Consider the following 26,381-nt stretch of genomic DNA (forward strand, 5'->3'; position numbering starts at 1 on the left):
GATGCGATCGAGCCGAGGCGCCCTTCGGGTGATGTCGACCACGATGGTGCTCATCGTGATCGCTGCGGTCACCTCGCCGGCCGGCGCCGGCCCCGCTCACTCGGCGAGCGAACGACTGCCCGGTGTGTTGATCGTCGACGACCTCGGCGGCCACGCCGACTCGAACTTCCACGGCGACGGCGTCATCGAGATCGCGGCGCTCGGCGACGACCACCTCGAAGGCACGGCCGGACTGCAGCTCGCCGAGTCGGCGTCGGTGATCACCCCGGCCGGCGGCTTCTCGATCTGCCACGACGGCTCGGTGCCACAGGCGGTGCTGAACGACGTCCGGGCGGCATTGACCACGTGGTCGGCGGCGCTCCGGCTGAGCGGCCCCACCATCGCCATCGATCTGGGCTGGATCTCGCTGGCCGGCGACGGCACCCTCGGCGTTGCCGGACCGACCGAGTTCGTGGTCGATCCCCGGCTCCCCCTTCCCGATCTCGGCTATCCGATGGCGCTCGCCAACCAACTCCTCGGACACGACGTGAATGGCACCGGTTGTGGTGATGCGCGCAGCGAGATCGCGCTCTTCCTCAACTCGACCGCAGGCGGGGATGGCTCATTGTGGAACATCGGCGACGACGACGCCTCCGACACCCAGGTCGACCTGAGCACGGTCGTGCTGCACGAGGTCGGCCACGGCCTGGGCGTCGTCAGCTCGGCGCGGCTGGTGAACGACGTGGTCGAGTGGCCCAAGGCGAACAGCCCGTCGTATGTTTACGACCACTTCTTCGGCGAGTGCCGGCACGAGACCAGCGCGGGATGCGACTCCGACCTTGCAGCGTTGTCATCGGCCACCAGCAACAGCCTGCGCAGCGCTCAGCTCTGGTTCCGCTCAGCGGGCGGACAGGCGCTGGAACTCCACGCCCCACTCGATTGGAGTGGCGGGAGTTCGGTGTCGCATCTCGACGAGGTGCGCTATCCGATGTCGTCGGGTTTCAGCCTGATGACGCCGTACCTCCGTCGGGGTGAAACGTTCACCGCCATCGATCCTGCGCTGCAGACGCTGGTGCAAACACTCGGATGGCAGCTGTCGTCGACCCCGGCGGCACCGAGCGGTGTGACCGCCACCGCAGGAAACGGCCGGATCGATATCTCGTTCGAGCGAACCGCCCTGGGCTCGGGCCCCCCGAACACCGGCTATCGAGTGACCGTGACGGCAGGGTCCACCGTGGCGCGCACGATCGACACGCTGAGCAGCTCGCTGACCGTTGCCGGTTTGGCCAACGGCACGCCCTACGCCGTTTCGGTGGCAGCGATCAACTCCGCCGGAGCGAGCCCGGCTGTGGTGCCCGCGAGCAATCGCCTCATCCCACTCGAGCTCCCACCGTTTGCCACGGCCGAGCAGGCGGCAGCCCAGCTCTACGCCGACGTGCTCGGCGTACGGCCGACAACCACCGAGACCGCAGCCGTCGCTGCTCGGCTTCGCTCGACCAGCTCGTTGCCCCTCGAGGCAGCAACGATCGCCGCCGACCCCCGGCTGGAGCGTCGCCTCCAGGTTGTGCGGCTCTACCTCGGGTTCTTCGAGCGTGAGCCCGACCCACTCGGCGTCAAGTACTGGTTCGATGAGGTCGAACGGGGCGTCAGCCTTGACATCGTTGCATCGTCGTTCGCCATCGCGTCGGAGTTCGAGCGGGGCCAGACCGTTCCCGATGGTGAGTTCATCGACGCCGCCTACGAGCGGATCCTCGATCGGGCTCCCGACGAACCCGGGCGCGCCTACTGGCTGGCGCAACTGGGTAGCGGCCTCGATCGCGGCCAGATGCTGATCCTGTTCTCCGAGTCGGCCGAGCACGTGGCCAAGACCCGGATACAGGCCAACCTGCTGGCCATCACCTTCGGCATGCTCGAACGGCCCGTCACCGCATCGGAGCGGAGCGAGTTCGGCAACATCGTGGCGTCGTCGGGAGCGTCCGGGCTGGCCGCTCACTTGGCGGGCAGCGCCGACTACGACACCCGCCACCACCCCCGCTGAGGGCGCCAGGCCGACGCAGGGTCGAGGTGACGTGCCGCCGGCTTCAGGCGGCGAGCGGGCGTCCGAACAGCTTGACGTCGGTCCACGTCGCCAGGTGTGCCTCGGCCTGCAGACAGGCGGCAACAAAGGTGCCGTCGGCGTGGCCTGCCGTGGCGTCGAGCGCCGCCGAGATCTGATCGGCGATCGACGATGCGACCGCGGCGTCGTCGCCCTCTTCGAAGCCGGCGAGCAGGCTGCCGGCATTCGAGATGAAGTCGGGAACGACGGTGACGCCGGCCCGGCGCAACATCGCATACGCCTTGGTGGTGACCGGAATGGCGCCCCACGGGACGATCGCCTTGGACTTCACCATCGGTGCTCCCTGGTGGGTGAGCGCGCCGAGCTTCGATCCGGCGAGAATCGCGTCGACATCGGCACCCCAGATCATCCACGGCTTCTTGTCGACGCCGTCGACGGTCACCACCTCGGCGCCGGCCCCGGTGAGCGCGGCGGCCAATTCGGCGGGCGCATCATCGGCCCCCTCGATGGCGACCCGCTTGCCATCGAGTCCACCGAGAGCCCAGGACGCCGCGGCCACGACACCAGCGGCATGGATGGCAGCCGAGGCCACCAACGATTTGCCCTGTGTGGCAGCCGAAACGAGTGGCGCCAGGTCGGCGTCGGTGACGCCCTTGGCCGCACCGAGCAGGAGTCGACCTTCGGACGCTGCCGGCGTGAGCTCCTCGACGAAGTTGGCGATGGCAGGGGCGACGTCGTCACCCTCGGCGTTGATGCCGGCGGACGCGCCCGACACCTGATGGCCGAACGTGGCAAAGGTGTACGTGGCCGTGCGAGCGAGGTCGGTGGCACTCGAGGTGAGGATCTTGCGGGCGCACCGTACGACGCCTGCGGCGGGCACATCGGGGATGTCGACGACGACGAACGCGTCGGTGGAGGTCAGGTTCTGTACGGGCACGGCGACAGTGTGGCATGAACCGACCCGGGTGGTGCAAGACCGGGGGCCGGTCGGGTTCAGTTGCCGGGCGCGGGCTTCGAGGCCAGTGCCACGATGGCGTCGTAGTGCTTCTTCTCGACGGGCATGACCGACAGACGCTGGCCCTTGGCGAGAAGTGGCATGCCGACCAAGGACTTCTTCTGCTTGAGCTCGTCGAGCGGTACGAGGCGGGGAAGATGGGCGACATAGCGCATGTCGACCAGGATCCAGCGTGGGTCGTCGGGGTCGGACGTGGGGTCGTAGTACTTGGAGTCGGGATCGAACGCGGTGGGATCCGGGTAGGGCTCGCTGGCGACCTCGGCGAGACCGACGACGCCGGGCGGTTTGGCGTTCGAGTGGTAGAAGAGCACCCGGTCACCGACGGCCATGTCGTCTCGCATCATGTTGCGAGCCTGATAATTGCGGATGCCGTCCCACGGTTCGGTGCCAGCAGCGGCGAGGTCGTCGATCGAGAACGCATCGGGCTCGCTCTTCACGAGCCAGTGACGAATCTTGGCCATGCCGGCGACCCTAGCCAAAAACGCAACAGGCCCCGGTGACCGAGTGGTCACCGGGGCCCGCTGTGCGGTTCAGCCAGATCGGCGAAGCCGGAAGCTGCGGAGCAGATCCAAGGCAACAGAGGCCTTAGACGAAGGCGCTGGCGAAGACGAGGCTCACGATGGTCATGACCTTGATGAGGATGTTCATGGCCGGGCCGGAGGTGTCCTTGAACGGGTCGCCGACGGTGTCACCGACGACGGCCGCCTTGTGGGGATCGGAACCCTTGCCGCCGTGCTGACCGGTCTCGATGTACTTCTTGGCGTTGTCCCACGCACCACCGGCGTTGGCCATGAAGATGGCGAGGGCGAAGCCAGTGACCAGTGAGCCGGCGAGGAAGCCGCCGAGCGCGTTGTAGTCGACGAAGCCGATGATCAGGGGGACGACCACGGCGAGGGCGCCGGGAATGATCATCTCCTTGAGGGAGGCGGCGGTCGAGATGGCGACGCAGCGTGCCGAGTCGGGGATCACGCCTTCCTTGCCTTCCCGCAGACCGGGGATCTCGCGGAACTGACGACGGACTTCCTCGATCATCTCCTGGGCGGCACGGCCGACGGCGTCGATCGTGAGCGCTGCAAAGAGGAAGGGGAGACCGGCACCGAGGAAGAGGCCGACAAAGACCTCGACCTGGCCGACGTTCAGTTCGAGTTGGCCGCCGGCCGCACCGATGGCGAACTCGAAGCTCTTGAACAGGGCAAGTGCGGTGAGGGCAGCCGAGCCGACGGCGAAACCCTTGGCGACGGCGGCGGTGGTGTTGCCGAGCGAATCCAGAGCGTCGGTGACCTCACGGACCGACGGGTCGAGCTCGGCCATCTCGGCGATACCGCCGGCGTTGTCGGCGATCGGTCCGTAGGCATCGACCGACACGACGACACCGGTGGTGGCGAGCATGCCGATGGCGGCGAGGGCGATGCCGTAGATGCCGCCGAAGCCGACGGGGATGTCAGGATTGGAGTCAGCCAGGGTCTTGAGGGTCATCTCGCCACCCCAGTAGGCGACGGCGATACCGACGGCGACGAGCAGCACCGAGGAGGTCACCGAGACCATGCCGGTCGAGATGCCGCCGAGCACGGTGGTGGCCGGACCGGTCTCGGACTGCTGGGCGATCTTCTTGACCGGGTTGAAGTGATCGGAGGTGTAGTACTCGGCGGACTTGCCGAGCGCCCAACCAACGATGAGACCGCCGATGACGGAGATGGCCAGACCGAGTGGGCTGTCGAAGACGTCGTCGCCGAAGAGCCAGAACGAAGCGGCGGCGACACCGATCACGGTGATGCCCATGGCCACGTTGGTGCCCATGTGGAGCGCACGGCTGAGCGCGTGCGAGTCGACCGAGTTGCCGCCCTTGACGAAGAACGAGCCGATGATCGAACCGATCATGCCGATGAAGGCCACGAGGACCGGGAACATGAGCAGCGGGAGGGCGATGCTGTCGCCCGAGGTCTTGGCCACCACACCGACGGCGAAGGCGGTGAGGGAGATCGGGGCGATGATCGACCCGGCGTAGGACTCGAAGAGGTCGGCACCCATGCCGGCGACGTCGCCGACGTTGTCACCGACGTTGTCGGCAATGGTGGCAGGGTTGCGGGGATCGTCCTCGGGGATACCGGCCTCGACCTTGCCGACGAGGTCGGCGCCGACGTCGGCGGCTTTGGTGTAGATACCGCCGCCGACACGGGAGAACAGGGCGATGGTCGAAGCGCCGAGGCCATACGAGGTGACGACCTCGAAGGCGTCGTCGACCTCGAGCAGCTTCACGAACACGATGTAGACGACCATGAGGCCGAAGAGTGCAAGGCCGGCGACCGAGAAGCCCATGACCGCACCGCCGCGGAAGGCGATGGGGAGTGCTTTGCCGGGGCCGTCCTTCGCGGCCTCGGTGGTGCGGGCGTTGGCCATCGTGGCCACGGTCATGCCGGCGTAGCCGGCGGTGGCCGACAGAATCGCGCCGAGGATGTAGGAGACGGCGCCGAGCGGCGTGATGACCACGGCGATGATGACCGCCATGACGACGGCGAACCCGGCGACCCAGGTGTACTCCTGCTTGAGGAACGCCCTGGCGCCCTTCTGGATCTCGGTCATCAAGAAGACCATGCGATCGTTGCCGGGGCTGGCCTTCTTCACATCGCCAAAGAAGAACACGGCGAGCCCGAGCGCTGCGATCGCAGACGCCAAGGCGAGATACGGGATACTTTCCACGCGACTCTCCTCCACAGAGTTGGTCGTTCACGGCGGCGTTCGCCATGGACGGGTGTTGTCAGATCGTCACGACCGAGGGTCGCTGCACCCGACAGACCGAGCAAACGTAGTGGGGCGCGCAGCGGGCAGCAACAATGCCAAGCGTCGTTTGGCACATTCCCGAAACATTCCTCGAACAACTCACCGACCGGAGTAGCCCGAACACCGCAGGTGTTCGGATCGCGCGGCATGTGGTCGGCCCGCCACGGTGGACGGGCCGCCGACGGGTCAGTCGTCGAGCGGGATCGTCGACGACCACGCGGCGGTGAGCGTGGCGACGAGGTGGCCGACGTCGGCCGTGCCGGCCATCTCGCGGATGCTGTGCATGGCGAGTTGGGGGGCGCCGATGTCGATGGTCGGAACGCCGAGGGCGGCGGCCGTGGTGGGGCCGATGGTGGAACCACACGGCAGGTCGTTGCGGTGGTGGTAGGTCTGGAGCGGTAGCCCGGCCTCGGCACACACGGAGCGGATGAACCACTCGGAGTCGGCATCGGTGGCATAGCGCTGGTTTGCGTTTCGCTTGACGACCACCCCGGCATTGACCTCGATCCGATGGTTCGGGTCGTGCTTGTCGGCGTAGTTGGGGTGGGTCGCATGCGCACCGTCGGCCGAGATGACGATGGACTGCTGGAGGAGCCGCAGGAAGGTCGGTCGGTCGGCCCCGGCACCGGCGGCGATCCGCTCGAGCAACGACGCCACCATCCGGCTCCCGGCGCCGGTGGCCGTGGTGGAACCGATCTCCTCATGGTCGAACATCACGAAGACCGGCACCCGAGCGTTGGTATCGGAGAGCGAGATCAGTGCCTCGGTGGCGGCGAAGCACGAGAACTGATTGTCGATGCGGGCCGTGGCGAACAGGTCGCCATCGCGGCCGACGATCGCACCGGGTTGGGTGTCGAAGGCCATGACCTCCGCCGCAAGGATCTCATCCGCAGCCACACCGGCGAGGCCGGCGAGATGGTCAGCAAAGGCGCCGGGTTCGTCGGTGCCGAGCGCCCACAGCGGATTGACGTGGGTCTGGGGATTGAGAAGGAGGCCGCTCTCGCGGATCTCACGGTCGAGGTGGATGGCCAATTGGGGGACGCGGAGGATGGGCCGCCGATCCTCGACGAGGCGGGTCTCGACGCCGTTCGCTCCCCGAATCCGTAGTCGGCCGGCAATCCCGAGGTCTCGATCGAGCCAGCTGTTCAACAGCACGCCGCCATAGACCTCGACCCCGAGCTGGGCCCACCCGGCCGATGAGGAGGTGGCGTGCTGTTTGATGCGCAGATTCGGCGAATCGGAGTGGGCGCCGACCAATGTGAACCCGTCGATCGGGCCGTCGGGAAGGCGCCAGGCGATGAGCGCACCACCTCGCCGCACGAAGTGGCCGCCCGGCGACGACGCCAGCTCACCGTCGAGCGGCGACTCGACGAACCCGGCAGCCACCAGTCGTTGCCCGATCTCGGCGACGGCGTGATACGGGGTCGGCGACGCGTCGATCCCGCTCATGAGTCGCTCGAGGGCATTCCCTGGCGCAGGACGGAAAGAGTCGGGGGTCGTCATGCTCGCGACGTTACCCGTCTGGCGGCCGCCGATCGTTGCAACGCCGGTCGACGTCATCTCCCAATGGGGTGACCGCGGCCGGGTCGATCGGCGGCAGCGATGAAAGATTACGGAAAAAAGACCCGATTGCGGTAAGGTCAGGCAGCCTCCTGGCTGGGCCAGCGCCGTCCCTGCCGTTGTGAACGCACCTCAGAACCGGGAGAAATCAATGGAGCATGAGCTTCCTGCTGCACCAGCCGTTCCGGCAGCGCCAGCCCAGCTGACATCACAGGGCCTGCCTGTCGCCCAGGGTCTCTACGACCCCACCAACGAACACGACGCGTGTGGTGTGTCGTTCGTTGCCGACCTGCACGGTCGAGCGAGCCACGACATCTTGGAACGTGGCCTCTATGCCCTGCGATGCCTGCAGCATCGTGGCGCCACCAACGCCGAGCCGAACACCGGCGACGGTGCCGGCGTCCTGCTCCAGGTTCCCGATCGGCTCTATCGCGACCTGGTGCCCGGGCTGCCCCCGGTCGGGCAATACGCCACCGGCATTGCCTTCCTCCCGGCCGATCCGGCCAAGGCGGAGCGGGTCAAGGGCTTCATCGAAACCATCGCCGGCGAAGAGGGCCTGTCGGTGGCCGCGTGGCGCGACGTACCGATCGATGCCAGCGACCTCGGCACGCAGGCGGCCAGCGTGATGCCGTCGTTCCACCAGCTCTTCTTGGTCTCCCCGAACGGTCTGTCTGGCCTCGACCTCGATCGCGAGGCCTACCTCGTGCGCAAGCGGGTCGAGCACGAGGTGTCGGCCGCCATCGGTGCTCACGTCTACTTCCCGAGCCTCAGCTCGCGCACCATCGTCTACAAGGGCATGCTCACCACGCCCCAGCTGACCACGTTCTTCCCCGACCTCACCGACGAGCGAGCCGAGACCGCGATCGCACTGGTCCACTCACGGTTCTCGACCAACACCTTCCCGTCGTGGCCGCTGGCCCACCCGTACCGCTTCGTCGCCCACAACGGCGAGATCAACACGGTCCGGGGCAACCGCAACCGGATGCGAGCCCGCGAGGCCCTGCTGGCGTCGCCCATCTGGGGCGACCGCATGAGCCGCCTCTTGCCGATCGTTACCCCCGACGCGTCCGACACCGCCAGCTTCGACGAGGCGCTCGAACTCCTGCATCTCGGCGGCTACTCGCTGCCGCACGCGGTCCTCATGATGATCCCCGAGGCGTGGCAGAAGAACGCCGAGATGGACCCATCGCTGGTCGACTTCTACAAGTTCCACGCGTCACTGATGGAGCCGTGGGACGGCCCCGCCTCGGTGGCGTTCACCGACGGCACCGTCATCGGTGCGGTCCTCGACCGCAACGGCTTGCGACCGAGCCGGTACTGGGTCACCGACGACGGCATCGTCGTGCTTGCCTCCGAGGTCGGCGTGCTCGACGTCGAGGCGTCGAAGGTGGCGAAGAAGGGTCGTCTCGAACCGGGGCGCATGTTCTTGGTCGACACCGCTCAGGGGCGGATCGTCGACGACTCCGAACTCAAGGCCGAACTCGCAGCGGCCAAGCCCTACCGCGAGTGGCTGCAGAGCCTCGTCGAGCTGGGCGACCTGCCCCGGCGCGACATCCCGCATCCGGTCCACGAGTCGCTCGTGCCGCAGTTGGTCGCCAATGGCTACACCGAGGAGGAACTGGAGCTTCTCGTCGAGCCGATGGTGCTCAGCGGCGCCGAGGCCATCGGGTCGATGGGTACCGACACGCCGATCGCAGTGCTGTCGAGCCGGCCCCGCCTGTTGTTCGACTACTTTGCCCAGCTGTTCGCGCAGGTCACCAACCCACCGCTCGACGCCATTCGCGAAGAGCTCGTCACCTCCGCGAGTCGTGCGATCGGCCCCGAGGCCAACCTGCTCGACCCCGGTCCCGGTTCGTGCAACCAGATCAACCTGCCGTATCCGGTCATCACCCGTGAAGAGCTGATCGAGATCGAGCACGCCAACGACGAGGGCAACTTCCCTCAGTTCGTCAGTCACACCGTCGAAGGTCTCTACCCGGTCAACGCCGGTGGTGCCGGACTCGAGCAGCGGCTCACCGAGATCCGCAACGAGGTGTCCGAGGCCATCGAGGGTGGGGCCACCATCATCATCTTGTCGAACCGGAACGCGACCGCCGACATGGCGCCCATTCCGTCGCTTCTCCTGACGGGGGCGGTGCATCAGCACCTCCTGCGCGAGAAGACCCGCCTTCGGGTCGGGATCATCGTCGACGCCGCCGATGCTCGTGAGGTCCATCACTTCGCCCTCCTGCTGGGCTACGGCGCCGGAGCGGTGTGCCCGTCGGTGGTGTTCGAAGCCATCGAAGACCGCATCGCCTGGGATCGCTCGAACGCCGACTTCCTCACCGGGTCGTACAACTACGTGCGGGCAGCCTCCAAGGGAGTCATCAAGGTGATGTCGAAGATGGGCATCTCGACCGTCAGCTCGTACGCCTCGGCCCAGATCTTCGAAGCCGTCGGCATCAGCCAAGACGTGATGGACGAGTACTTCACCGGAACCACGTCCAAGCTCGGCGGCATCGGTCTCGACGAGATCGCCAGAGAGTGCGAGCTCCGCCACAAGCGGGCCTTCCCCGATCGTCCGGAACTCGTCGCCCATCGCGAACTCGAACTCGGTGGCGAATACCAGTGGCGTCGCGAAGGCGAGTACCACCTGTTCAACCCCGAAACCGTGTTCCGACTGCAGCACAGCACCCGAACCAAGCGCTACGACATCTTCAAGCAGTACACCTCGGCGGTCGACTCACAGGCCACCCAGCTGGCCACCCTGCGCGGCCTCTTCTCGTTCAAGTCGCTGAACGGCCCGATCCCGATCGACGAGGTCGAGCCGGTGTCGGAGATCGTGAAGCGCTTCGCCACGGGCGCCATGAGCTACGGCTCGATCTCGGCCGAGGCCCACGAGACCCTCGCCATTGCGATGAACCGCCTCGGCGGCAAGTCGAACACCGGCGAGGGCGGCGAAGACGTCGAGCGCAACGCCGTCGATGAGAACGGCGACACCAAGCGGTCGGCCATCAAGCAGGTCGCCTCGGGTCGATTCGGCGTCACGTCGGAATACCTGAGCAACGCCGACGACATCCAGATCAAGATGGCCCAGGGCGCAAAGCCCGGCGAGGGCGGCCAGCTCCCGGGCAAGAAGGTCTACCCCTGGATCGCAAAGACCCGCCACTCCACGCCGGGTGTCGGCCTGATCTCCCCGCCGCCACACCACGACATCTACTCGATCGAGGATTTGGCCCAGCTGATCCACGATCTCAAGAATGCGAACCCGTCGGCTCGCATCCACGTCAAGCTCGTCGGTGAAGTCGGTGTCGGCACCGTCGCCGCCGGTGTGTCGAAGGCCAAGTCCGACGTCGTGCTCATCTCGGGCCACGACGGTGGGACCGGCGCCTCGCCGCTCACCTCGCTCAAGCACGCCGGAGGTCCGTGGGAGCTCGGTCTGGCCGAGACCCAGCAGACCCTGCTGCTCAACGACTTGCGCGACCGGATCGTCGTGCAGGTCGACGGCCAGATCAAGACCGGCCGCGATGTCGTGATCGGCGCCCTGCTCGGCGCCGAGGAGTTCGGTTTCGCCACCGCACCACTCGTGGTGTCGGGCTGCGTCATGATGCGGGTGTGTCACCTCGACACCTGCCCCGTTGGTGTCGCCACGCAGAACCCCGAGCTTCGGGCCCGGTTCTCCGGCAAGCCTGAATTCGTCGAGACCTTCTTCGAGTACATCGCCGAGGAGGTGCGGGAGTACCTCGCCGAGTTGGGCTTCCGTTCGCTCGACGAGGCCATCGGCCGAGCCGATCACCTCGATGTCTCGGCGGCGGTCGATCACTGGAAGGCGTCGGGGCTCGATCTGTCACCCATCCTGTACGTCCCCGAGATCGATGAGAACGCCTCGCGTCGTTGCATCACGACGCAGGATCACGGCCTCGACGTGGCCCTCGACAACACGCTCATCGAGCAATGTGCCCCGGCGCTGTCCGACCGCACGCCGGTGCGACTGTCGTTCCCGATCCGCAACGTCAACCGCACCGTGGGCACCATGCTCGGTCACGAGCTCACCAAGCGGCATGGGGGAGCGGGACTGCCCGACGACACCATCCAGCTCGACTTCGCCGGTTCGGCCGGCAACTCCTTCGGTGCGTTCGTGCCGAAGGGCATCACGCTCCGGCTCGAGGGCGATGCCAACGACTACGTCGGCAAGGGCCTGTCCGGCGGCCGAATCGCCATCTTCCCCCCACGGGTCTCGGCCCTCGTGCCCGAGGAGAACATCATTGCCGGCAACGTGATCCTCTACGGCGCCACCAGCGGTGAGACCTACATCCGTGGCCGAGTCGGCGAGCGCTTCTGTGTCCGCAACTCTGGCGCCACTGCCGTGGTCGAGGGTGTTGGCGACCACGGGTGTGAATACATGACCGGTGGCCGTGCGGTCATCCTCGGCTCCACCGGTCGCAACTTCGGCGCCGGAATGTCGGGCGGTATCGCGTATGTCTACGACGGCGATGGCACCTTCGAGTCGAGAGTCAATCTCGAGATGGTCGAACTCGACCCACTCGATGACGACGACCGGGCCGAACTCCAATCGCTCGTCCGAGCGCATTTCGTCGAGACGGGGTCCGGCGTCGCCGACCGGCTGCTCGCCAACTGGTCCACCGAGGTGGAACGCTTCGTCAAGGTCATGCCGTCCGATTTCAAGCGTGTCCTGATGGCCCGGCGCCAAGCCGAGGCCGATGGCACCGATCCGATCACCGCAGTCATGGAGGCTTCCCGTGGGTGACCCAACCGGTTTCCTCAAGCACGGTCGGGTGACCCCGACCCGTCGCCCCGTCCCGGTTCGACTCAAGGACTGGAAAGAGGTCTACGAGCCGTTCCCGACCGAGGAGCTCCAGATCCAGGCCTCGCGTTGTATGGACTGCGGCATCCCGTTCTGCAACAGCGGGTGCCCGCTGGGCAACATCATTCCCGACTGGAACGACCTGGTGTACCGCGACCGTTGGCACGACGCCATCGATCGACTCCATGCCACCAACAACTTCCCCGAGTTCACGGGCCGGCTCTGTCCGGCGCCGTGCGAGGGGGCGTGCGTGGCCGGGGTCAACACCGAGCCGATCACGATCAAGCAGATCGAGGTCGAGATCATCGAGAAGGCCTTCCGTGAAGGTTGGGTCACCCCGGTCATCCCTTCGAAGCTCACCGGCAAGTCGGTTGCCGTCGTCGGGTCGGGACCGGCCGGTCTCGCCGTGGCCCAGCAGCTCACTCGGGCCGGCCACTCGGTCACCGTCTTCGAGCGGGCCGACCGGATCGGCGGCCTGCTCCGCTATGGCATCCCCGAGTTCAAGATGGAGAAGTGGGTCATCGATCGGCGGCTCGAGCAGATGGAAGCCGAAGGCACCATCTTCAAGACCAACGCCTACATCGGAGGGCCTGCCGACGACGAACGCTCGATCCCCGTTGCCGAGCTGCAGTCGTCGTTCGACGCCGTCGTGCTGGCCGGCGGCGCCACTGCGTGGCGCGATCTGCCGATTCCCGGCCGCGAACTCGACGGCATCTATCAGGCCATGGAGTTCTTGCCGCTGGCCAACCGGGTCCAGCTCGGCGACATGGACGAGCCGCCACTGAGCGCGGCGGGCAAGAAGGTCGTGATCATCGGCGGCGGCGACACCGGCGCCGACTGTCTCGGCACCTCACACCGCCAGGGCGCCGCGTCGATCCATCAGTTCGAGATCATGGAGCGCCCGCCCGACACTCGGTCGGAGCGCACCCCGTGGCCAACCTTCCCCCTCGTCTACAAGGTCACTTCGGCCCACGAGGAAGGCGGCGAGCGGGTCTACTCGGTGAACACGACCGAGTTCATCGGCGAGAACGGCACGCTCACGGGTTTGCGCGGTGTCGAGGTCGAGATGGTTATGGAGGGCGGACGCCCGAACTTCGTACCGATCGCCGGCTCGGAGTTCGAGATGGAGGTCGACCTCGTCCTCCTCGCCATGGGCTTCGTCGGACCCGAGCAGGGCACCCTGCTTGACCAGCTCGGCGTCGAACTCGACGAACGGGGCAACGTGGCTCGTTCGGGCCAGTGGGCGACCTCGGTCGACAACGTGTTCGCCTGTGGCGACACCGGCCGTGGTCAGAGCCTCATCGTGTGGGCGATCGCCGAGGGACGCTCATGTGCGGCAGCGGTCGACGCCCACCTCATGGGGGAAACGCTGCTGCCGTCGCCGATCAAGCCCACCGATCGCCCGATGGTCTGAGCCCGCTGGTCTGCAAGCGGAGCGCTCAAAGGTGATCGTGTCGTCGCCGACGCTCAGGCGTCGGTGATGACACCTTCGAGCAACAGGCGATACAGCGAGGTCATGATCCGAAACGCCCGCTCGCCGGTGTCGTCGATGAGTTCGGCAACCGATCGTCCGCCACCGATGAGGGCCAGGTAGCGCCACTCGTCGGCGTTGAAGACGCGCTCGTCGACCCCGGGCGGAAGCTCGGGCGCCAGCCGGAACCGGTTGCTCGTCGACGGGATGCGGGTGGCAATGTCGCGCCAGATGAGGAGACGTCGTTCCGCCTGCCCGAGCAGGTCGTCGACCGACTCGGCGAATCGAGGCCCGATCGGATGCATCTGCTGGGCGTCGTCGTCGAAGGAGTTCGGGCCGGCCACCATCATCTCGAACAAGGCGGTGAGGTTGTGCTCGTGCAGGAGTCGCCCGAGTGCCGGAATGGATGCGGGATACTGCTCACTCAGCGTGGCGGTAGTGTCGCCGGCGTCGTCGGCCAGGAGTGCCTGCACATCGGCGAGTGAGCCGACGTCGGCGCCGAACACCACGCCGGCCAGGTCATCGCTGGTGGCGGTGGTGGCGAGATAGAGGCGGCCACCGGCCAGCCACGCCTCGCCGATCGGCTCGCCATCACGAGCGACACGGACGACCCCGGTGAACCCGGCCGAGGCGAGCGGGCGCAATGCGTCGCTCAGGCCGCCCTTGGACGGCGCGTCGCCGTCAAGCGCTGCACCACCTGCGAGTTCGTTGTCGTCGTCGAATTCAGCCACGAAACGGAACGGTATCTCAAGGTTGCCTTCGATCGGCCGATGGACACAGAACAGGGATTCCGAGAGGCCCGAGAAGGATCATGTTCAACAACTTGCCACTGCGCACCAAACTGATCGCCATCGTCGTTCCACCGCTTGTGGTGTTGGCGCTGATCGCTGCCTACGGCGTCATGCTGGGCTTCAGGGGAGCGAGCGATCTTCCGGGATTGACCAACGACGTTCGTACGCTCAGCGGTGTCGCCACGATCGGCTTGCTCGTCAGCGGCCTTGGCGTCGTTGCGATCTCGCGGACAATCACCGACCCGCTCGAGGACATCCGGGCATCGGCTACCGATCTCGCCGAGAATCGGTTGCCGCTGCTCGTCGAGGCCCTGCGCACGCCGAACGGGACCACCCCGACCTTCGAGCCGATCGCCGTCGGCACCAACGACGAACTCGGCGACCTCGTGCACGCCCTCAACGCAGTGCAGAGCGCGGTCGCCGAAGTGGCGAGTGAACAGCAGCAGGTCGTCCGCAAGGGACTCAACGATCTCGTGATCAACCTGGCTCGCCGCAACCAGTCGCTGCTCGATCGCCAGATTGAGTCGATCGACCAGCTCGAATCCCGTGAGCAGGATCCCGACACCCTCGAGGCACTCTTCGGTCTCGACCACCTCGCCACCCGGATGCGTCGCAATGCCGAGTCGCTGATCGTGCTGGCCGGCGCCGAGGCGCCTCGCCGACGTGGCGGGCCGGTCGCCACCGCCGACATCCTCCGGGTCGCCATGAGCGAGATCGAGGACTACAGGCGAGTGCAGCTGACCTCGATCGACCCCGGCGAGATCGGTTCGCAGGGCGCCGTCGACCTCGCCCACGTCTGTTCTGAACTCATGGAGAACGCCACCCAGTTCTCGCCACCCGATCAGCCGGTCACGGTGAACGGGATGACACAGCCCGATGGCTGCTACCTCATTTCGATCACCGACCACGGCATGGGAATGAACGCCGAGCAGCTCGAGTCGGCGAACTCGGTGTTGGCCAACCCGCCCGATCTCGGACTCGGTCTGTCACGTTCGCTCGGCTTCATCGTGATCGGTCGTCTGGCCAAGCGTCTCGATGTCCGAGTGGAGCTCATGCCGACCGAGAGCGGTGGCGTCACGGCGCTCGTTCTCGTGCCCGCCGTGCTCATGGGCCATCAGGCCCCCGCTGCGCCTGACACCGCCGCCGTTGCCGGGGAGAGCCTCCCCGCTGCCACGGCTGCCAGCTGGGCCGATCCCGCGGACGGCGACGAGCCCGCCTGGACCCCGCCGGTCGCCCCCGAGCGAGGCGCCAGCCCGCTCACCGATCGCGGCGTCGCCGACCTACCGACCGCGCCGGTCGCCGACGTCCCCGCTGCGCCGGCCTACGACGCCCCGGTCGGCTTCGACGCACCTGCGCCGTTCGACACCCCGGCGAGCTGCGACGCTCCGGTCTCCTACGACGAGCCGGTGTCGTATGACGCGCCTGTGTCCTATGACGAGCCGGCGTTCACTGCCGAAGCTCCTCCAGCCCCGGTCGCGCCGGCGGCCGACGCCACCCCGGCGCCGGTGGTGCCCGGTCACCCCGAGATCCAGTCGGAAGCCCTGGCGAAGCTCATGGGCCTCATTCCGGTCGACAACTCGGGCGTCAACTCCTCCGAGTCCAACGCCAGCGTGTCGGTCAACGGCGGTGACGCCGGCGTGTGGTCCGGTCCGGTCTTCGAGCCGGCAGCAGAGAGCTTGTCGGGTGCGGGCGCACCGCCCAGCACCCTCGAGTCGGCAATGCCGAGCGGCGATGCCTTCGATGCCGGGATCGATTCGCTGTTCGACGCCAATCCGGCCGGCCAGACCGATAAGGGTCTCGTGCGGCGAGACCGCACCAAGTCACAGGCCCCCGTGAGCGAGGGGCGTCCGGTGGCGGCGAGTGTTCGCAGCCCCGAGGAGATTCGCCAGATGCTGGCCCGCTACCGCGACGGTCGGGCCCGCCCCGCCGGCGACGGCGACGCCAATCCCACCCCCTTCGACAGCTCGTCGACCTACGACGATCAGCCGTTCCCGTCACATGGAGATCACCAATGACCGTCCTCAGCACCCAGGCCAGCAATGTCAATTGGCTCGTCAACAACTTCGTTGACCGGGTCCCCGGCGTCACCGACGCCGTGGTCGTGAGCTCCGATGGTCTGCCCATCGCCGCTTCGAGCGGACTCGATCGCGATGCGGTCGACCGGTTCTCGGCCGTGTCGTCCGGTCTCATCGGCCTCGCCTACGGTGCCTCCAGTCGCTTCGGCGGCGGGGCCGTCACCGAGGTGATCGTCGAGATGCAGAACGCCTTCCTGTTCGTCACCGGTATCTCCGACGGCTCACTGCTCGCCACCTTCGCCGAAGCGACCTGCGACGTCGGGCTCGTCGGCTACGAGATGGCGGTGCTGGTCGAGAAGGCCGGCGCCGTCCTCACGCCCGAGTTGCGGGCCGAACTCCAGGCGAGTCTGCCACGATGACCTCCGACGACCGTGACCAGTTCACCGCACTTCGTGTGCGGCCATACCTCCTGACCGGAGGCCGGACTCGCAGCGCGGTCGACCTGCCCCTCGAGGCGATCGTCCGCAGTACTCCTGATGGCGCGAACCGCCTCGCCACGCTCGACCACGAGCGCAAGAGCATCGTGTCGCTGTGCATGCAACCGCAGTCGATCGCCGAGATCTCTGCCCATCTCCACATGCATCTGCAGGTGGCAAAGGTCCTCGTTGGTGACTTGATCACCGAAGGACTCGTCGGAAGCCATGCGGCGACCGCTCCGACGTCAGCTCGCCCCGACGTGGCGTTGCTCGAACGTGTCCTCAACGGCCTCCAGTCTCTCTGAGGGATCCATGACCAACGCAACACCCATTCCCGTCAAGATCGTCGTCGCCGGAGGCTTCGCTGTCGGCAAGTCGACGTTCGTCAACTCGATCTCCGATATCGATCCGCTCCGAACCGAAGCGGCAATGACGAAGGCGTCCGAGGAAGTCGACCACCTGGGCGACGCCACCTCGAAGCAGTCGACCACGGTGGCCATGGACTTCGGTCGCGTGGCCCTTGGCGACGAACTGATGCTCTACCTGTTCGGCACACCCGGCCAGGACCGTTTCCACTTCATGTGGGATGAGCTGGTTCGTGGCGCTGTCGGCTCCGTCGTGCTCGTCGACACCGGTCGCCTCGAGGCGTGCTTCCCGGCAGTGGACTACATGGAGCGTCAGAACGTGCCGTTCGTCGTGGCGGTGAATGCCTTCGACGGTGTGCTCCGTCACCACCCCGAGGACGTGCGGGAAGCGCTCGACGTTCCGGCCCACATCCCGGTCATTGTCACCGACGCTCGCCACAAGGCGGCCGTGCGCGACACGCTCATCACGCTGGTGCGCCACGCCATGGCGATGGCGAGGGCCCAGGCCGGGGTCTAGCGCAGCTGACTTCGTGAGTGGTGCGGCGGGGCCAGTAGGCTCGCCGCCCAATGAGTGACCATCACGCAGTCCCCTCGTCAACCCGGCCCGACGCTGCTCCGCGTTTAACCAGACTCAGCCGCTCCATCGACGGTCGAGTGGCGGTCATCACCGGCGCCGCCTCCGGCATCGGACGGGCGATCGCCCAACTCTTCGTCGATGAAGGGGCGAAGGTCGGACTGATCGACCGCACCGCGGGCGGGATCGGCGTCGTCACCGACGAGCTGGCGGACGCCGGTGGTGTCGTGTGTGGTCGCACCGCCGACGTCGCCGATCACGAGCAGGTCCAGGCAGCGATCGCCGATATCCGGGCCGAGTTGGGCCCCGTCGACATCCTGGTCAACAACGCCGGGGTGAGCTTGCCTGCCCCGATCGACAGCGCCGACTACGAACAGGCATGGGACACCACGTTCGGGGTCAACCTCGAAGCCCACACGGTGCTCATCCGCGCCTGCCTCGATGACCTGCTGCGCGATGGCGCCGGTCGTATCGTCAACGTGGCATCGACCGAAGGGCTGGGTGCCACCCCGTTCTTGACGCCTTACACCGCGTCCAAGCACGGCGTGATCGGCTTGACCCGCGGCTTGGCGGTCGAGCTGGGTCGGCGTGGGGTGACCGTGAACTGCATCGCCCCCGGGCCGATCCGCACCGGCATGACCTCATCGATCGACGACCGTGACCGGGCCACGTTCGCTCAACGCCGGGTGCCGGTCGGCCGCTACGGCGAGCCCGAGGAAGTGGCACATGCGGTGCTGTCGTTGGTGCTCCCGGCGGCGTCGTACATCAACGGCACCGTGATGGTCGTCGACGGCGGCATGACCGCCCAGAACACCTGATGTCTTCACACGAGAGGGAGCGACTGGCGATGGACGAACCGACCCTGCTCGAAGGTCTGGCGACCACCCGAGCCATTCGTCGCTACACGGGCGATCCGATCCCCGACGACGATCTGGCCACGATCCTGTTCTCGGCCACCCGGGCGCCCACCGGCTCGAACCGACAGAACTTCCGGTTCGTCGTGCTCCGGGACGGCCCGATCGCCGCGCAGGCGAAGTCGCTGCTCGGCGAGGCGTTCCGGGCGGGTTGGGCGTCCAAGCGGACCGGCGACGGCTATGACGAGGGAAGCGGCGCAATCGACAACAGCCCAAAGGCACGCCAGGCCCGGGCGATGGACTACTTCGTCGACCACTTCGAGGAGACCCCGGTCGTCGTGCTCCCGTGTATCCGGAAGCGTCACGGCGGGCTGATGGACGGCGCCTCGGTCTACCCGGCCTGCCAGAACCTTCTGCTCGCCGCCCGAGCGCTCGGCTACGGCGGGGTGCTCACCGGCTGGCACGGCATGGTCGAGGCTGAACTGCGCGCCTTGGTCGGGATCCCCGATGACCACCTGATCGCGGCCACCATTCCGCTCGGCAAACCGCAAGGCAACCACGGCCCAGTTCGTCGCCGCCCGATCAGCGAACTGGTCTACGACGACACCTGGGGTGGCGCTGCGCCGTGGGCCACCGAGCCCGAAGGCACTCGCCACACCTCGGCCGGCCCACCCAAGGGCGACTGACCAAACCTCCGGGCCACCGTCCATTTTCAGGCAACCTCCGGGGCTCCGTACGCTCAGCGGCGCGGAACCCCGGAGGTTTGCTGAGATTGGACGCAGGCCCGAGGGTTCGGGAAGCAGGTCAGACGTCGAGGAAGTCCATGGACTTCATCAGGAAGTTCATCGCCTTTGGTAGGCCGAAGTGGTCGACGTTGCGGAGGGTCACCAGCGTGGCGTTGGGGAGCGCCTCGGCGAGCGGTTCGCCGGGGCCGGCGAAGTCGGCGTCGCCGATGATCACCAGCGTGGGATTGGTGATGCCCGCCGCGTCGTCACGTGTGAATGGCGGCGGGGTGCGCTTGAGGAACGCAGCGAGTGCGAGCGGGTCGTTGCCGTCGGATTCCGACATCTGCTTGAAGTGCAGACCGACCATGTCGTCGGGGTCGGCGCGGCCCTCGATGGCATCGAGCAGCGGATTGTCTTCCCTGGGTTCGAACAAGCGAGCCCCCATGCCGGCGATGACGAGTTTGCCGAACCGCTCGGGATGCTTGGCGGCCAGGGTGAGGACGATGCGGGCGCCCGCCGAGTAGCCGACGGCATCGACCACGGCGCCCTCGGGAATGGCGGCGAGGACGAGCTCCTCCACCTCGGCGTAGGCCTCGGTGTCGTGGGGTTTGTCGTTGTCACCGTGGCCGAGCAGGTCGGGGGCGATCACCTCACGACCGGCGTCGGTCAGAAGATCGATCCAGCCAGGCTCCTGCCAGGTGCGTCGGGCCGAGGTGGCGAAGCCGTGTACGAGGAGGACGGGGTTGCTCATGCCGGCCGACACTACGCCGCCACGAGCGAGTTGGCCGAATGCTCCGCACCACGCCGTTCGTGCAGGCGGGCCCGGCAGCCCTGATGGCGACGCACGGCCACGATGTCGGCGGTGCGGAAGCTCGCCAATCGCATCGACCACGAGTCGATCACTCGACGGCCGTCGTCGAGGCGGAAGAACGTGGTCAGCGGTCCTTCCTGTTGGTAGGCGTCGGCGTCGTCGATCTCGATGGTGGTCTGGTCGGTGAGGGTGACGTGAAAGGTGGCCATGCAACGAACCTACGACGGCCGCCCTGTGGGGAGGAAGGGCCATAACCCTGTGACTTGCCTGTGGTTTCGGTGTGACCTACAACAGGCGATCCTGTGGACAACCTCGTGACCAGGTGGAACTAGACAGGCTCGAACTGTGGTGGTGGATCGGCGGCGTCGACCTCGTCGCCGTCGTCGCCGTGGTTGTCAGTGGTGGTGGCGAGCAGGGGAGTGGCCGACGCCAGCCGTCGACGTTCGCCCCAGGCCCGGCCGACGTCGTTCATTGCGATGCCCACCCCGAGCAATGCCAGCGCGACGAAGCCGTCGGCCCACCAGTGATGTCCGGTGGCCGCCACGACGAAGATGGTGAACAGGAGGTGGGCGACACCGACGATGCGGACCGGCCAATGCTTGCTGGCGGCGTACATGCCGAGTCCGACCACCGCCGCCCACCCGACATGAATGGAAGGCATCGCAGCGAACTGGTCGGAAACGCCGGTACCCACTGGTCCATAGACGTCGAGGCCGTAGCGTTTGGCCAGACTGACGAACTCGAGTTCCGGGATGAAGCGAGGCGGCGCGACCCGGATGAAGCGGATCACGAGACAGAACGCGGTGAGAATCACCAGGCCGGTTCGCCACCGTAGGTAATGGTCGCGGTGCAGGACGAAGAGCCAGATCAAGAAGATGATGATCGATGGCACGTGGATGGCGGCGTAGTAGTAGTTGACGAAGCGGGCCAGCCAGTCGTGATCGATCACGAAGTGCTGGATCGAGATCTCACTCGGCAGGTGCAGCGCTTGTTGCCAGTCGTTGATCTGCCGACCACGTTCGATCGCTCCAGCATTGTGTTTGAGCGGCAGCACTCGAGCGACTCGCCAGATCGAGTAGACACCCGCCACGAAGGCGAACTCCTTGGTCGCCTCTCGGATGAACGCCGTGATCCGGTTGGCGGGCAAGCGGGTGGAGGTGAGGGTGACCGCTCCGCTGCAGACCGAGGCAATCGCCGCTTCATCCCAGGTGGCCCACTTCATCGCCATAGCTTGCCGGACAATGGCGGTTTGGCAAACGCGGGCTCGACGGCAGGTGTCGAATCGTCACACATTCGTCGGACACGCCCGGTCGCGGCAGTGAGAGGGCCCAGACGCGAGTCAACCGGTGGCAAGCACCGGTTGACCCAATCCCCCGTTGTACCCCCGACGGCTTCGAGCGTGACGCTCGGCACATCGCCGGTAGATCCGAACATTACCGAGCATTGGGTCGCCGTGTCAATGACCCCGAGGGGTGAGATACGACCGCACGAGGTGAGGGCAATGGCTAGCCTGCTCGCCGTGGCCGATGAACCTGTCCTTCGAGCCAACCATCTGGTGCCGCACCCCGACCGGTTCGATGCCACCGACCCGGCCAATCAATCGGCGATGGCCGCTCACGACGCCGCGGTCGCCGCAGGCCACGGTGGCTATCTCGACCCGGCGACCGGGCTCTTCGTCATGACCGCCCTCGGCTTGGCGAACCGGGGGACCTGCTGCTCGAACGGCTGCCGTCACTGCCCGTTCGTCATCTGAGATTTCTTCCCAGGGTGCCATCGCCCGTAGTGTCGGGCCGTCACGTACCGACCCGGGGAGCCACCGATGTCCACCACCAACGTTCTCGACCGCATCGCCATCACGATCGACGACGCCGGCGTCGCCGACGTCCGTCTCAATCGCCCGGACAAGATGAACGCGCTCGACCCTGTCATGTTCAAGGCGCTGGTCGAGGCATCCGACATGCTGGCCGCCGACAACTCGGTGCGGTGCGTGGTGCTCTCGGGCGAAGGTCGGGCCTTCTGCGCCGGTCTCGACTTCTCGAGCTTCCAGGGCATGGCCGACGGCTCACGAGAAGCGAACACCGACGAGGTCACCAAGGAGCCAGAGATCACCGCCGCCAACGAAGGGCGGATCACCCACATGGGCCAGCAGGCGGTCTACGGGTGGACGAACCTCCCGGTCCCGGTGATCGGCGCCATCCATGGGCACGCCCTGGGTGGCGGGATCCAGCTCGCGCTCGGTACCGACATCCGCTTCGTGCACCCCGAGACCAAGATGTCCGTGTTGGAGGTCCGGTGGGGCCTGGTGCCCGACATGACCGGCACCCAGTCGCTCATCGACATCGTCGGCCTCGACGTCGCCAAGGAACTCACCTGGACCGGCCGCATGGTCTCGGGCACCGAAGCCGTCGAGTTGGGCCTCGGCACCCACCTGTCCGAGGACCCCAGAGCTGACGCCCTGGCCATGGCCGGCGAGATCGCCCAGAAGTCGCCCCACGCCATCCGCGCCGGCAAGCGCCTGCTCAACAATGCGTCGAAGGTGTCGGTGGCCGAGGGATTCCAGGCCGAACGGCAGGAGATCGGCGCCTTGATCGGGTCACCGAATCAGAAGGAGTCGATCATGGCCTTCTTCGAGAAGCGCACCGCCAACGTCGCCAACCCCGACTGAGCAACAGCGGCTGCTCACCGCCGGCTCAGTGGTCGATGGTCGCCGCTGGCTCAGTGGTCGATGGTCGCCGCCGGCTCAGTGGTCGATGGTCGCCGCTGGCTCAGTGGTCGATGGTCGCCGCTGGCTCAGTGGCCGATCATCGCCGCTGGCTCAGTGGCCGATCGCCGCGCCTGTCAGCGCGCGGGGGTCGGCCATTCCTGCGACATGCGTGGACCCATCACCGTTGCCGACCACCTCGATGAGATGGGCGTGACCGTACAGTCCGAGTCCGTACGCCGTCTCGACGACCCGATGGCCCCGGCCAACGAGGCCATCGGTCCACGGCGCCCCGGCTTCGAGGGACACCGTCAACCCCTCGGGATTCGACCACGTGTCAAAGCCGATCGCGTCGGGCACGGTGAGGGTGAACCGAGGTGAACTGAGGTTGGTGCCCGGTCCCTGACCGGCCTGCAACATGCGGGCCAGCATCTGCAAGACGACCTGGGGTTGACCGTCACCGCCCATCGTGCCGAGGACCGATCGCAGGGTCCCGTCGGCGTTCGTGACGAGCGCCGGAGCGAGTGTGCTGGGCGGGCGTCGACCGGGCGCCAATTCGGCCGGATGTCCTTCCTCGAGCGAGAAGCCGAGACCCCGATTGTGGAGGAAGACCCCGATGCCCGGCAGGGCCAGGTGCGAACCGAAGCCGGCGGCGTTGGACTGGATCAAGGAGACGCCCATCCGGTCACGGTCGGTGGTGCACAGGTAGATGGTCCCGCCCGCTGCGGCCGGTGGTGTCAGCTGGCTGGCCGCCCCGACGTCGATGGCAGCACGGCGCGGCGCCAGACGAGCTTCGGCAACGAGCGCCTGACCGTTTGCTCCCTCGTAGAGCGACGCCGCCCGGTCGTAGCCGGCCTGCTTCGCTGCTTCGATCAGGAGGTGTGCCCACCGCGGGTCGTCGGGGTCGTCGGGAAGGTCGAGCCCGTTGGCGATCACCGCTCCGGCGAGTGACAGATAGCCCTGGGAGTTCGGCGGCGCCGTCCACAAGTGGTGCCCCCACGCATCGGCGACGGTCGGCTCCACCCAGTCGGCCTGCAGGCGGGCGAGGTCGGCGGCCGAGTACAGACCTCGGCCCAACTCGATGAGTTCGTCACCGAACTCGCCTTCGTACCAGGCGCTGCGGCCGTCGGCCGCGATCGCTCGCAGCGAGCGGGCGATGCCCGGGCGGCGGACCATCTGCCCGGTGGTGACCGGCTTTCCGCCGATCAGGTAGTCCTGATTGCCGTCGACGTCGGCGATGAGCCGGGCCGACACGCCGAGGTGCGGGCTCGCCGGAAACCCGAGTTCGGCCAGCTCGATGGCCGGCTGCAGAATCTGGTCGAGGGGCAGGGTGCCATAGCGCTCGTGCAACGCAGTCCAACCATCGACGCAGCCGGGCACGGGGACCGAGCGCAGGTCACCTCGGAACGGCATTGACGTGTGGCCCTCGGCCCGCATGGCCGCAGCGTCGCTGCCCGATCCCGCTCGACCCGAGGCGTTCAGTGCAGTCGGCGTTGCGCCCGGTTCGTGTACCACGGCCCACAAGTCTCCACCCATGCCGCACATGTGTTGGGTGGTGACGGCGAGCGCCGCCGAAGCGGCGATGGCTGCGTCGACGGCGTTACCGCCATCGGCGAGCATGCGCAGACCGGCGCCACTGGCGAGATGGTCGACCGTGCAGACCATGCCGTTGGGCGCTCGGCGCGTGGTCTCGGTGTGGAACGGGCGGGGAGATGAGGGAGTCGACATCGGGGTCGTTGTAGCACGCCTGGTGGTTCCTACGTCGCTCGCTCGTCGAGCACCCTCCGCTCATGTCGCTCGCTCGTCGAGCACGCGGCGCAACACGCTCAGCTTGTCGGAGACCAGCGCATCGACCCCGGCGTCGAACAGGCTCCGCATCGTCGACTCATCGTTGATCGTCCACACGTGTACCTGGAGGCCAAGCTGGTGGGCGAGATCGATGAGTGGCGCCTCGGCCAGCCTGACGCCCTTGATGATCGGGGGGACCTGCAGGCATCCGTGCTGTTCGGCGATGCGACGGACCGGGCCCGAGCGCGCCACGGCGCCGATGGCCCGTGAGGTATGGGCGGCGGCCCACAGTGCGGCGATGTGGCGGGGGCCGGCCGAGGTGCAGAGTCCTGGACCGAGGGCTGCCGACAGGCGGCCAATCCGATCGTCGCTGAACGATCCGATACAGACCCGATCGATCGCCTCGTGGAGCCGCAGCAGCTTGATGAGCGGCTCGACCGCCGCATCGGCTTTGGGGTCGATGTTGAACCGTGTGGTGGGGAAGGTCTCGAGCAGCGACGCCATGGTGGGGATCCGCTGGCCGTCGCCGATCTCGACCTGCGACAGCGTCGCCCACGTATGGTCGGCGATCGTGCCGGGCAGGCCGGCGACCCGTTCGAGTCCGGCGTCATGGAAGGCAACCAACACGCCGTCGAGCGTGCAGTGCACGTCGGTCTCGAGGTGGTCGAAGCCGAGTGACACGGCGTGTTCGAACGCAGCGACGGTGTTCTCGGCCGCCACCTCGTTGCCGCCGCGATGGGCAAGGCCGAAGGGTGTCGCTTCTGCGAGGAAGGCGAAGCGTTCCATCGCCTCACCCTATGCCCAGGTGGTCGGGGTCGACGACCGGCCGCTACCGTCCGGGCATGACTGCAGAGGTACGCATCGAGATCGACGGTTCCATCGGGTGGTTGATCTTCGACCACGAGGCTCGCCGCAATGCCATGACGCTCGACATGTGGCACACGGTCCCGCAACTGTGCGCCGAACTCGAAGCCGATCCCGCCGTTCGGGTCGTCGTGTTGCGCGGTGCCGGCGAGGTGGCCTTCATCGCCGGGGCCGACATCTCCCAGTTCAGCGACAACCGCTCGGGTGAATCCTCGGGGACCTATGACGACGCCACGGGCAACGCCTACCGAGCGATCGCCCACCTGGCGAAGCCGACGATCGCCATGATCCACGGGTTCTGTTTCGGCGGAGGACTGGCGATCGCGCTGTCGGCCGACCTGCGCTACGCCGCTGACGACGCCACCTTCTGCCTCCCGCCCGCCAAGCTCAGCATCGGCTACCCGGCGTCGGGCATCGGCACCGTGGTCGACCTGCTCGGCCCGTCGATTGCGAAGGAGATGGCCTACACCGCCGACGCGTACGACGCCGCAACCGCGTTGCGCTGGGGCCTTGCCAACTCGGTACACGCCAAGGGCGAACTCGAAGCGTTCGTCCGGGACCGCTGCGCCATGATCGCCTCACGGGCACCGCTCAGCCAGGTCGCAGCGAAGCTGGCTGTGGCCTCCCACCTGGGTCTCGGCGACCCAGCCGACACCGACCAAGCCATCCGCCGCTGCTTCCTCAGCCAGGACTACGCAGAGGGCGTCGCCGCCTTCCTGGAAAAGCGCCCCCCGGTCTTCACCGGCGAGTGACG

General features: G+C 67.1%; 22 protein-coding genes. 12 read left to right on the forward strand and 10 right to left on the reverse strand.

What is annotated here, in order from left to right:
* Position 1 precedes the first annotated feature (1 nt).
* The gene (locus R2733_23020) at positions 2 to 2,017 is read left to right on the forward strand and encodes a DUF4214 domain-containing protein (protein MEZ5379391.1); all 2,016 of its coding nucleotides are present in this window, start codon (positions 2 to 4) and stop codon (positions 2,015 to 2,017) included.
* Positions 2,018 to 2,060: 43 nt separating this feature from the next.
* On the opposite strand, the gene R2733_23025 is transcribed toward R2733_23020, so the two are convergent.
* From R2733_23025 to R2733_23040, 4 genes are all read right to left on the reverse strand, one after another.
* On the reverse strand, positions 2,061 to 2,972 hold the full coding sequence (locus R2733_23025) for a hypothetical protein (protein ID MEZ5379392.1): 912 nt from the start codon (positions 2,970 to 2,972) through the stop codon (positions 2,061 to 2,063).
* 56 nt (positions 2,973 to 3,028) lie between these two features.
* On the reverse strand, positions 3,029 to 3,511 hold the full coding sequence (locus R2733_23030) for an EVE domain-containing protein (GenBank protein ID MEZ5379393.1): 483 nt from the start codon (positions 3,509 to 3,511) through the stop codon (positions 3,029 to 3,031).
* A 124-nt stretch (positions 3,512 to 3,635) separates the two neighbouring features.
* On the reverse strand, positions 3,636 to 5,747 hold the full coding sequence (locus R2733_23035) for a sodium-translocating pyrophosphatase (GenBank protein ID MEZ5379394.1): 2,112 nt from the start codon (positions 5,745 to 5,747) through the stop codon (positions 3,636 to 3,638).
* Between the two features lie 267 nt (positions 5,748 to 6,014).
* Positions 6,015 to 7,331, reverse strand: a complete 1,317-nt coding sequence (locus R2733_23040) for a M18 family aminopeptidase (protein MEZ5379395.1) — start codon at positions 7,329 to 7,331, stop codon at positions 6,015 to 6,017.
* A 208-nt stretch (positions 7,332 to 7,539) separates the two neighbouring features.
* On the opposite strand from R2733_23040, the gene gltB reads away from it, so the two are divergent.
* Complete coding sequence (gene gltB / locus R2733_23045) at positions 7,540 to 12,135, forward strand: glutamate synthase large subunit (protein ID MEZ5379396.1); 4,596 nt, start codon at positions 7,540 to 7,542, stop codon at positions 12,133 to 12,135.
* Positions 12,128 to 13,606 carry a glutamate synthase subunit beta gene (locus R2733_23050; GenBank protein MEZ5379397.1) on the forward strand — a complete coding sequence of 493 codons (1,479 nt, stop codon included), beginning with the start codon at positions 12,128 to 12,130 and terminating at the stop codon, positions 13,604 to 13,606. Before gltB ends, R2733_23050 begins: the two co-directional genes overlap by 8 nt.
* Positions 13,607 to 13,659: 53 nt before the next feature.
* Here R2733_23050 and R2733_23055 read toward each other — a convergent pair whose 3' ends face one another.
* Positions 13,660 to 14,394, reverse strand: a complete 735-nt coding sequence (locus R2733_23055; GenBank protein ID MEZ5379398.1) for a hypothetical protein — start codon at positions 14,392 to 14,394, stop codon at positions 13,660 to 13,662.
* 80 nt (positions 14,395 to 14,474) lie between these two features.
* Here R2733_23055 and R2733_23060 point away from each other — a divergent pair, with 80 nt between their 5' ends.
* The 6 genes from R2733_23060 to R2733_23085 are packed head-to-tail and all read left to right on the forward strand — an operon-like array spanning position 14,475 to position 19,424.
* On the forward strand, positions 14,475 to 16,469 hold the full coding sequence (locus R2733_23060) for a HAMP domain-containing protein (GenBank protein ID MEZ5379399.1): 1,995 nt from the start codon (positions 14,475 to 14,477) through the stop codon (positions 16,467 to 16,469).
* Positions 16,466 to 16,888 (forward strand): roadblock/LC7 domain-containing protein, encoded by a 423-nt coding sequence (locus tag R2733_23065; GenBank protein ID MEZ5379400.1) that lies wholly within the window; start codon positions 16,466 to 16,468, stop codon positions 16,886 to 16,888. Before R2733_23060 ends, R2733_23065 begins: the two co-directional genes overlap by 4 nt.
* Positions 16,885 to 17,250: a DUF742 domain-containing protein gene (locus R2733_23070; protein ID MEZ5379401.1), complete on the forward strand. Its 366-nt coding sequence runs from the start codon at positions 16,885 to 16,887 to the stop codon at positions 17,248 to 17,250. The genes R2733_23065 and R2733_23070 overlap by 4 nt, the downstream gene beginning before the upstream one ends.
* A 7-nt stretch (positions 17,251 to 17,257) precedes the next feature.
* A complete protein-coding gene (locus tag R2733_23075) occupies positions 17,258 to 17,827 on the forward strand; it encodes an ATP/GTP-binding protein (protein MEZ5379402.1) in 570 nt (189 codons plus the stop codon).
* A 50-nt stretch (positions 17,828 to 17,877) separates the two neighbouring features.
* The gene (locus R2733_23080; GenBank protein MEZ5379403.1) at positions 17,878 to 18,702 is read left to right on the forward strand and encodes an SDR family NAD(P)-dependent oxidoreductase; all 825 of its coding nucleotides are present in this window, start codon (positions 17,878 to 17,880) and stop codon (positions 18,700 to 18,702) included.
* A gap of 29 nt (positions 18,703 to 18,731) precedes the next feature.
* Positions 18,732 to 19,424 carry a nitroreductase family protein gene (locus tag R2733_23085; protein MEZ5379404.1) on the forward strand — a complete coding sequence of 231 codons (693 nt, stop codon included), beginning with the start codon at positions 18,732 to 18,734 and terminating at the stop codon, positions 19,422 to 19,424.
* 118 nt (positions 19,425 to 19,542) lie between these two features.
* Here R2733_23085 and R2733_23090 read toward each other — a convergent pair whose 3' ends face one another.
* The 3 genes from R2733_23090 to R2733_23100 form a co-directional block, all read right to left on the reverse strand.
* Positions 19,543 to 20,214, reverse strand: a complete 672-nt coding sequence (locus tag R2733_23090; protein MEZ5379405.1) for an alpha/beta fold hydrolase — start codon at positions 20,212 to 20,214, stop codon at positions 19,543 to 19,545.
* 11 nt (positions 20,215 to 20,225) lie between these two features.
* Positions 20,226 to 20,483, reverse strand: coding sequence for a hypothetical protein (locus R2733_23095; protein MEZ5379406.1), 258 nt, complete (start codon positions 20,481 to 20,483; stop codon positions 20,226 to 20,228).
* A 119-nt stretch (positions 20,484 to 20,602) separates the two neighbouring features.
* Entirely contained in the window at positions 20,603 to 21,496 is an 894-nt protein-coding gene (locus R2733_23100; GenBank protein ID MEZ5379407.1) for a phosphatase PAP2 family protein, read from the reverse strand.
* A gap of 297 nt (positions 21,497 to 21,793) precedes the next feature.
* Between R2733_23100 and R2733_23105 the strand changes: the two genes are divergently transcribed.
* Positions 21,794 to 22,027 (forward strand): DUF5522 domain-containing protein, encoded by a 234-nt coding sequence (locus R2733_23105; GenBank protein ID MEZ5379408.1) that lies wholly within the window; start codon positions 21,794 to 21,796, stop codon positions 22,025 to 22,027.
* A 66-nt stretch (positions 22,028 to 22,093) separates the two neighbouring features.
* Positions 22,094 to 22,939, forward strand: coding sequence for a crotonase/enoyl-CoA hydratase family protein (locus tag R2733_23110; protein MEZ5379409.1), 846 nt, complete (start codon positions 22,094 to 22,096; stop codon positions 22,937 to 22,939).
* 150 nt (positions 22,940 to 23,089) lie between these two features.
* On the opposite strand, the gene R2733_23115 is transcribed toward R2733_23110, so the two are convergent.
* Together R2733_23115 and R2733_23120 are read right to left on the reverse strand one after the other, a co-directional pair.
* Entirely contained in the window at positions 23,090 to 24,703 is a 1,614-nt protein-coding gene (locus R2733_23115) for a gamma-glutamyltransferase (GenBank protein ID MEZ5379410.1), read from the reverse strand.
* Between the two features lie 60 nt (positions 24,704 to 24,763).
* Positions 24,764 to 25,549, reverse strand: coding sequence for a glycerophosphodiester phosphodiesterase family protein (locus tag R2733_23120; GenBank protein MEZ5379411.1), 786 nt, complete (start codon positions 25,547 to 25,549; stop codon positions 24,764 to 24,766).
* Between the two features lie 56 nt (positions 25,550 to 25,605).
* On the opposite strand from R2733_23120, the gene R2733_23125 reads away from it, so the two are divergent.
* The gene (locus R2733_23125; GenBank protein MEZ5379412.1) at positions 25,606 to 26,379 is read left to right on the forward strand and encodes an enoyl-CoA hydratase; all 774 of its coding nucleotides are present in this window, start codon (positions 25,606 to 25,608) and stop codon (positions 26,377 to 26,379) included.
* Positions 26,380 to 26,381: the final 2 nt, after the last annotated feature.

Source organism: Acidimicrobiales bacterium (assembly GCA_041394265.1).
Lineage (GTDB): Bacteria > Actinomycetota > Acidimicrobiia > Acidimicrobiales > SZUA-35 > JBBQUN01.

Excerpts from the sequence above, each read along its gene's own strand:
- R2733_23020 (MEZ5379391.1), top strand. The coding sequence starts at position 2 with ATGCGATCGAGCCGAGGCGCCCTTCGGGTGATGTCGACCACGATGGTG.
- R2733_23030 (MEZ5379393.1), bottom strand. The coding sequence starts at position 3,511 with ATGGCCAAGATTCGTCACTGGCTCGTGAAGAGCGAGCCCGATGCGTTC.
- R2733_23040 (MEZ5379395.1), bottom strand. The coding sequence starts at position 7,331 with ATGACGACCCCCGACTCTTTCCGTCCTGCGCCAGGGAATGCCCTCGAG.
- gltB (MEZ5379396.1), top strand. The coding sequence starts at position 7,540 with ATGGAGCATGAGCTTCCTGCTGCACCAGCCGTTCCGGCAGCGCCAGCC.
- R2733_23060 (MEZ5379399.1), top strand. The coding sequence starts at position 14,475 with ATGTTCAACAACTTGCCACTGCGCACCAAACTGATCGCCATCGTCGTT.
- R2733_23065 (MEZ5379400.1), top strand. The coding sequence starts at position 16,466 with ATGACCGTCCTCAGCACCCAGGCCAGCAATGTCAATTGGCTCGTCAAC.
- R2733_23070 (MEZ5379401.1), top strand. The coding sequence starts at position 16,885 with ATGACCTCCGACGACCGTGACCAGTTCACCGCACTTCGTGTGCGGCCA.
- R2733_23075 (MEZ5379402.1), top strand. The coding sequence starts at position 17,258 with ATGACCAACGCAACACCCATTCCCGTCAAGATCGTCGTCGCCGGAGGC.
- R2733_23080 (MEZ5379403.1), top strand. The coding sequence starts at position 17,878 with ATGAGTGACCATCACGCAGTCCCCTCGTCAACCCGGCCCGACGCTGCT.
- R2733_23085 (MEZ5379404.1), top strand. The coding sequence starts at position 18,732 with ATGGACGAACCGACCCTGCTCGAAGGTCTGGCGACCACCCGAGCCATT.
- R2733_23090 (MEZ5379405.1), bottom strand. The coding sequence starts at position 20,214 with ATGAGCAACCCCGTCCTCCTCGTACACGGCTTCGCCACCTCGGCCCGA.
- R2733_23095 (MEZ5379406.1), bottom strand. The coding sequence starts at position 20,483 with ATGGCCACCTTTCACGTCACCCTCACCGACCAGACCACCATCGAGATC.
- R2733_23100 (MEZ5379407.1), bottom strand. The coding sequence starts at position 21,496 with ATGAAGTGGGCCACCTGGGATGAAGCGGCGATTGCCTCGGTCTGCAGC.
- R2733_23110 (MEZ5379409.1), top strand. The coding sequence starts at position 22,094 with ATGTCCACCACCAACGTTCTCGACCGCATCGCCATCACGATCGACGAC.
- R2733_23115 (MEZ5379410.1), bottom strand. The coding sequence starts at position 24,703 with ATGTCGACTCCCTCATCTCCCCGCCCGTTCCACACCGAGACCACGCGC.
- R2733_23120 (MEZ5379411.1), bottom strand. The coding sequence starts at position 25,549 with ATGGAACGCTTCGCCTTCCTCGCAGAAGCGACACCCTTCGGCCTTGCC.
- R2733_23125 (MEZ5379412.1), top strand. The coding sequence starts at position 25,606 with ATGACTGCAGAGGTACGCATCGAGATCGACGGTTCCATCGGGTGGTTG.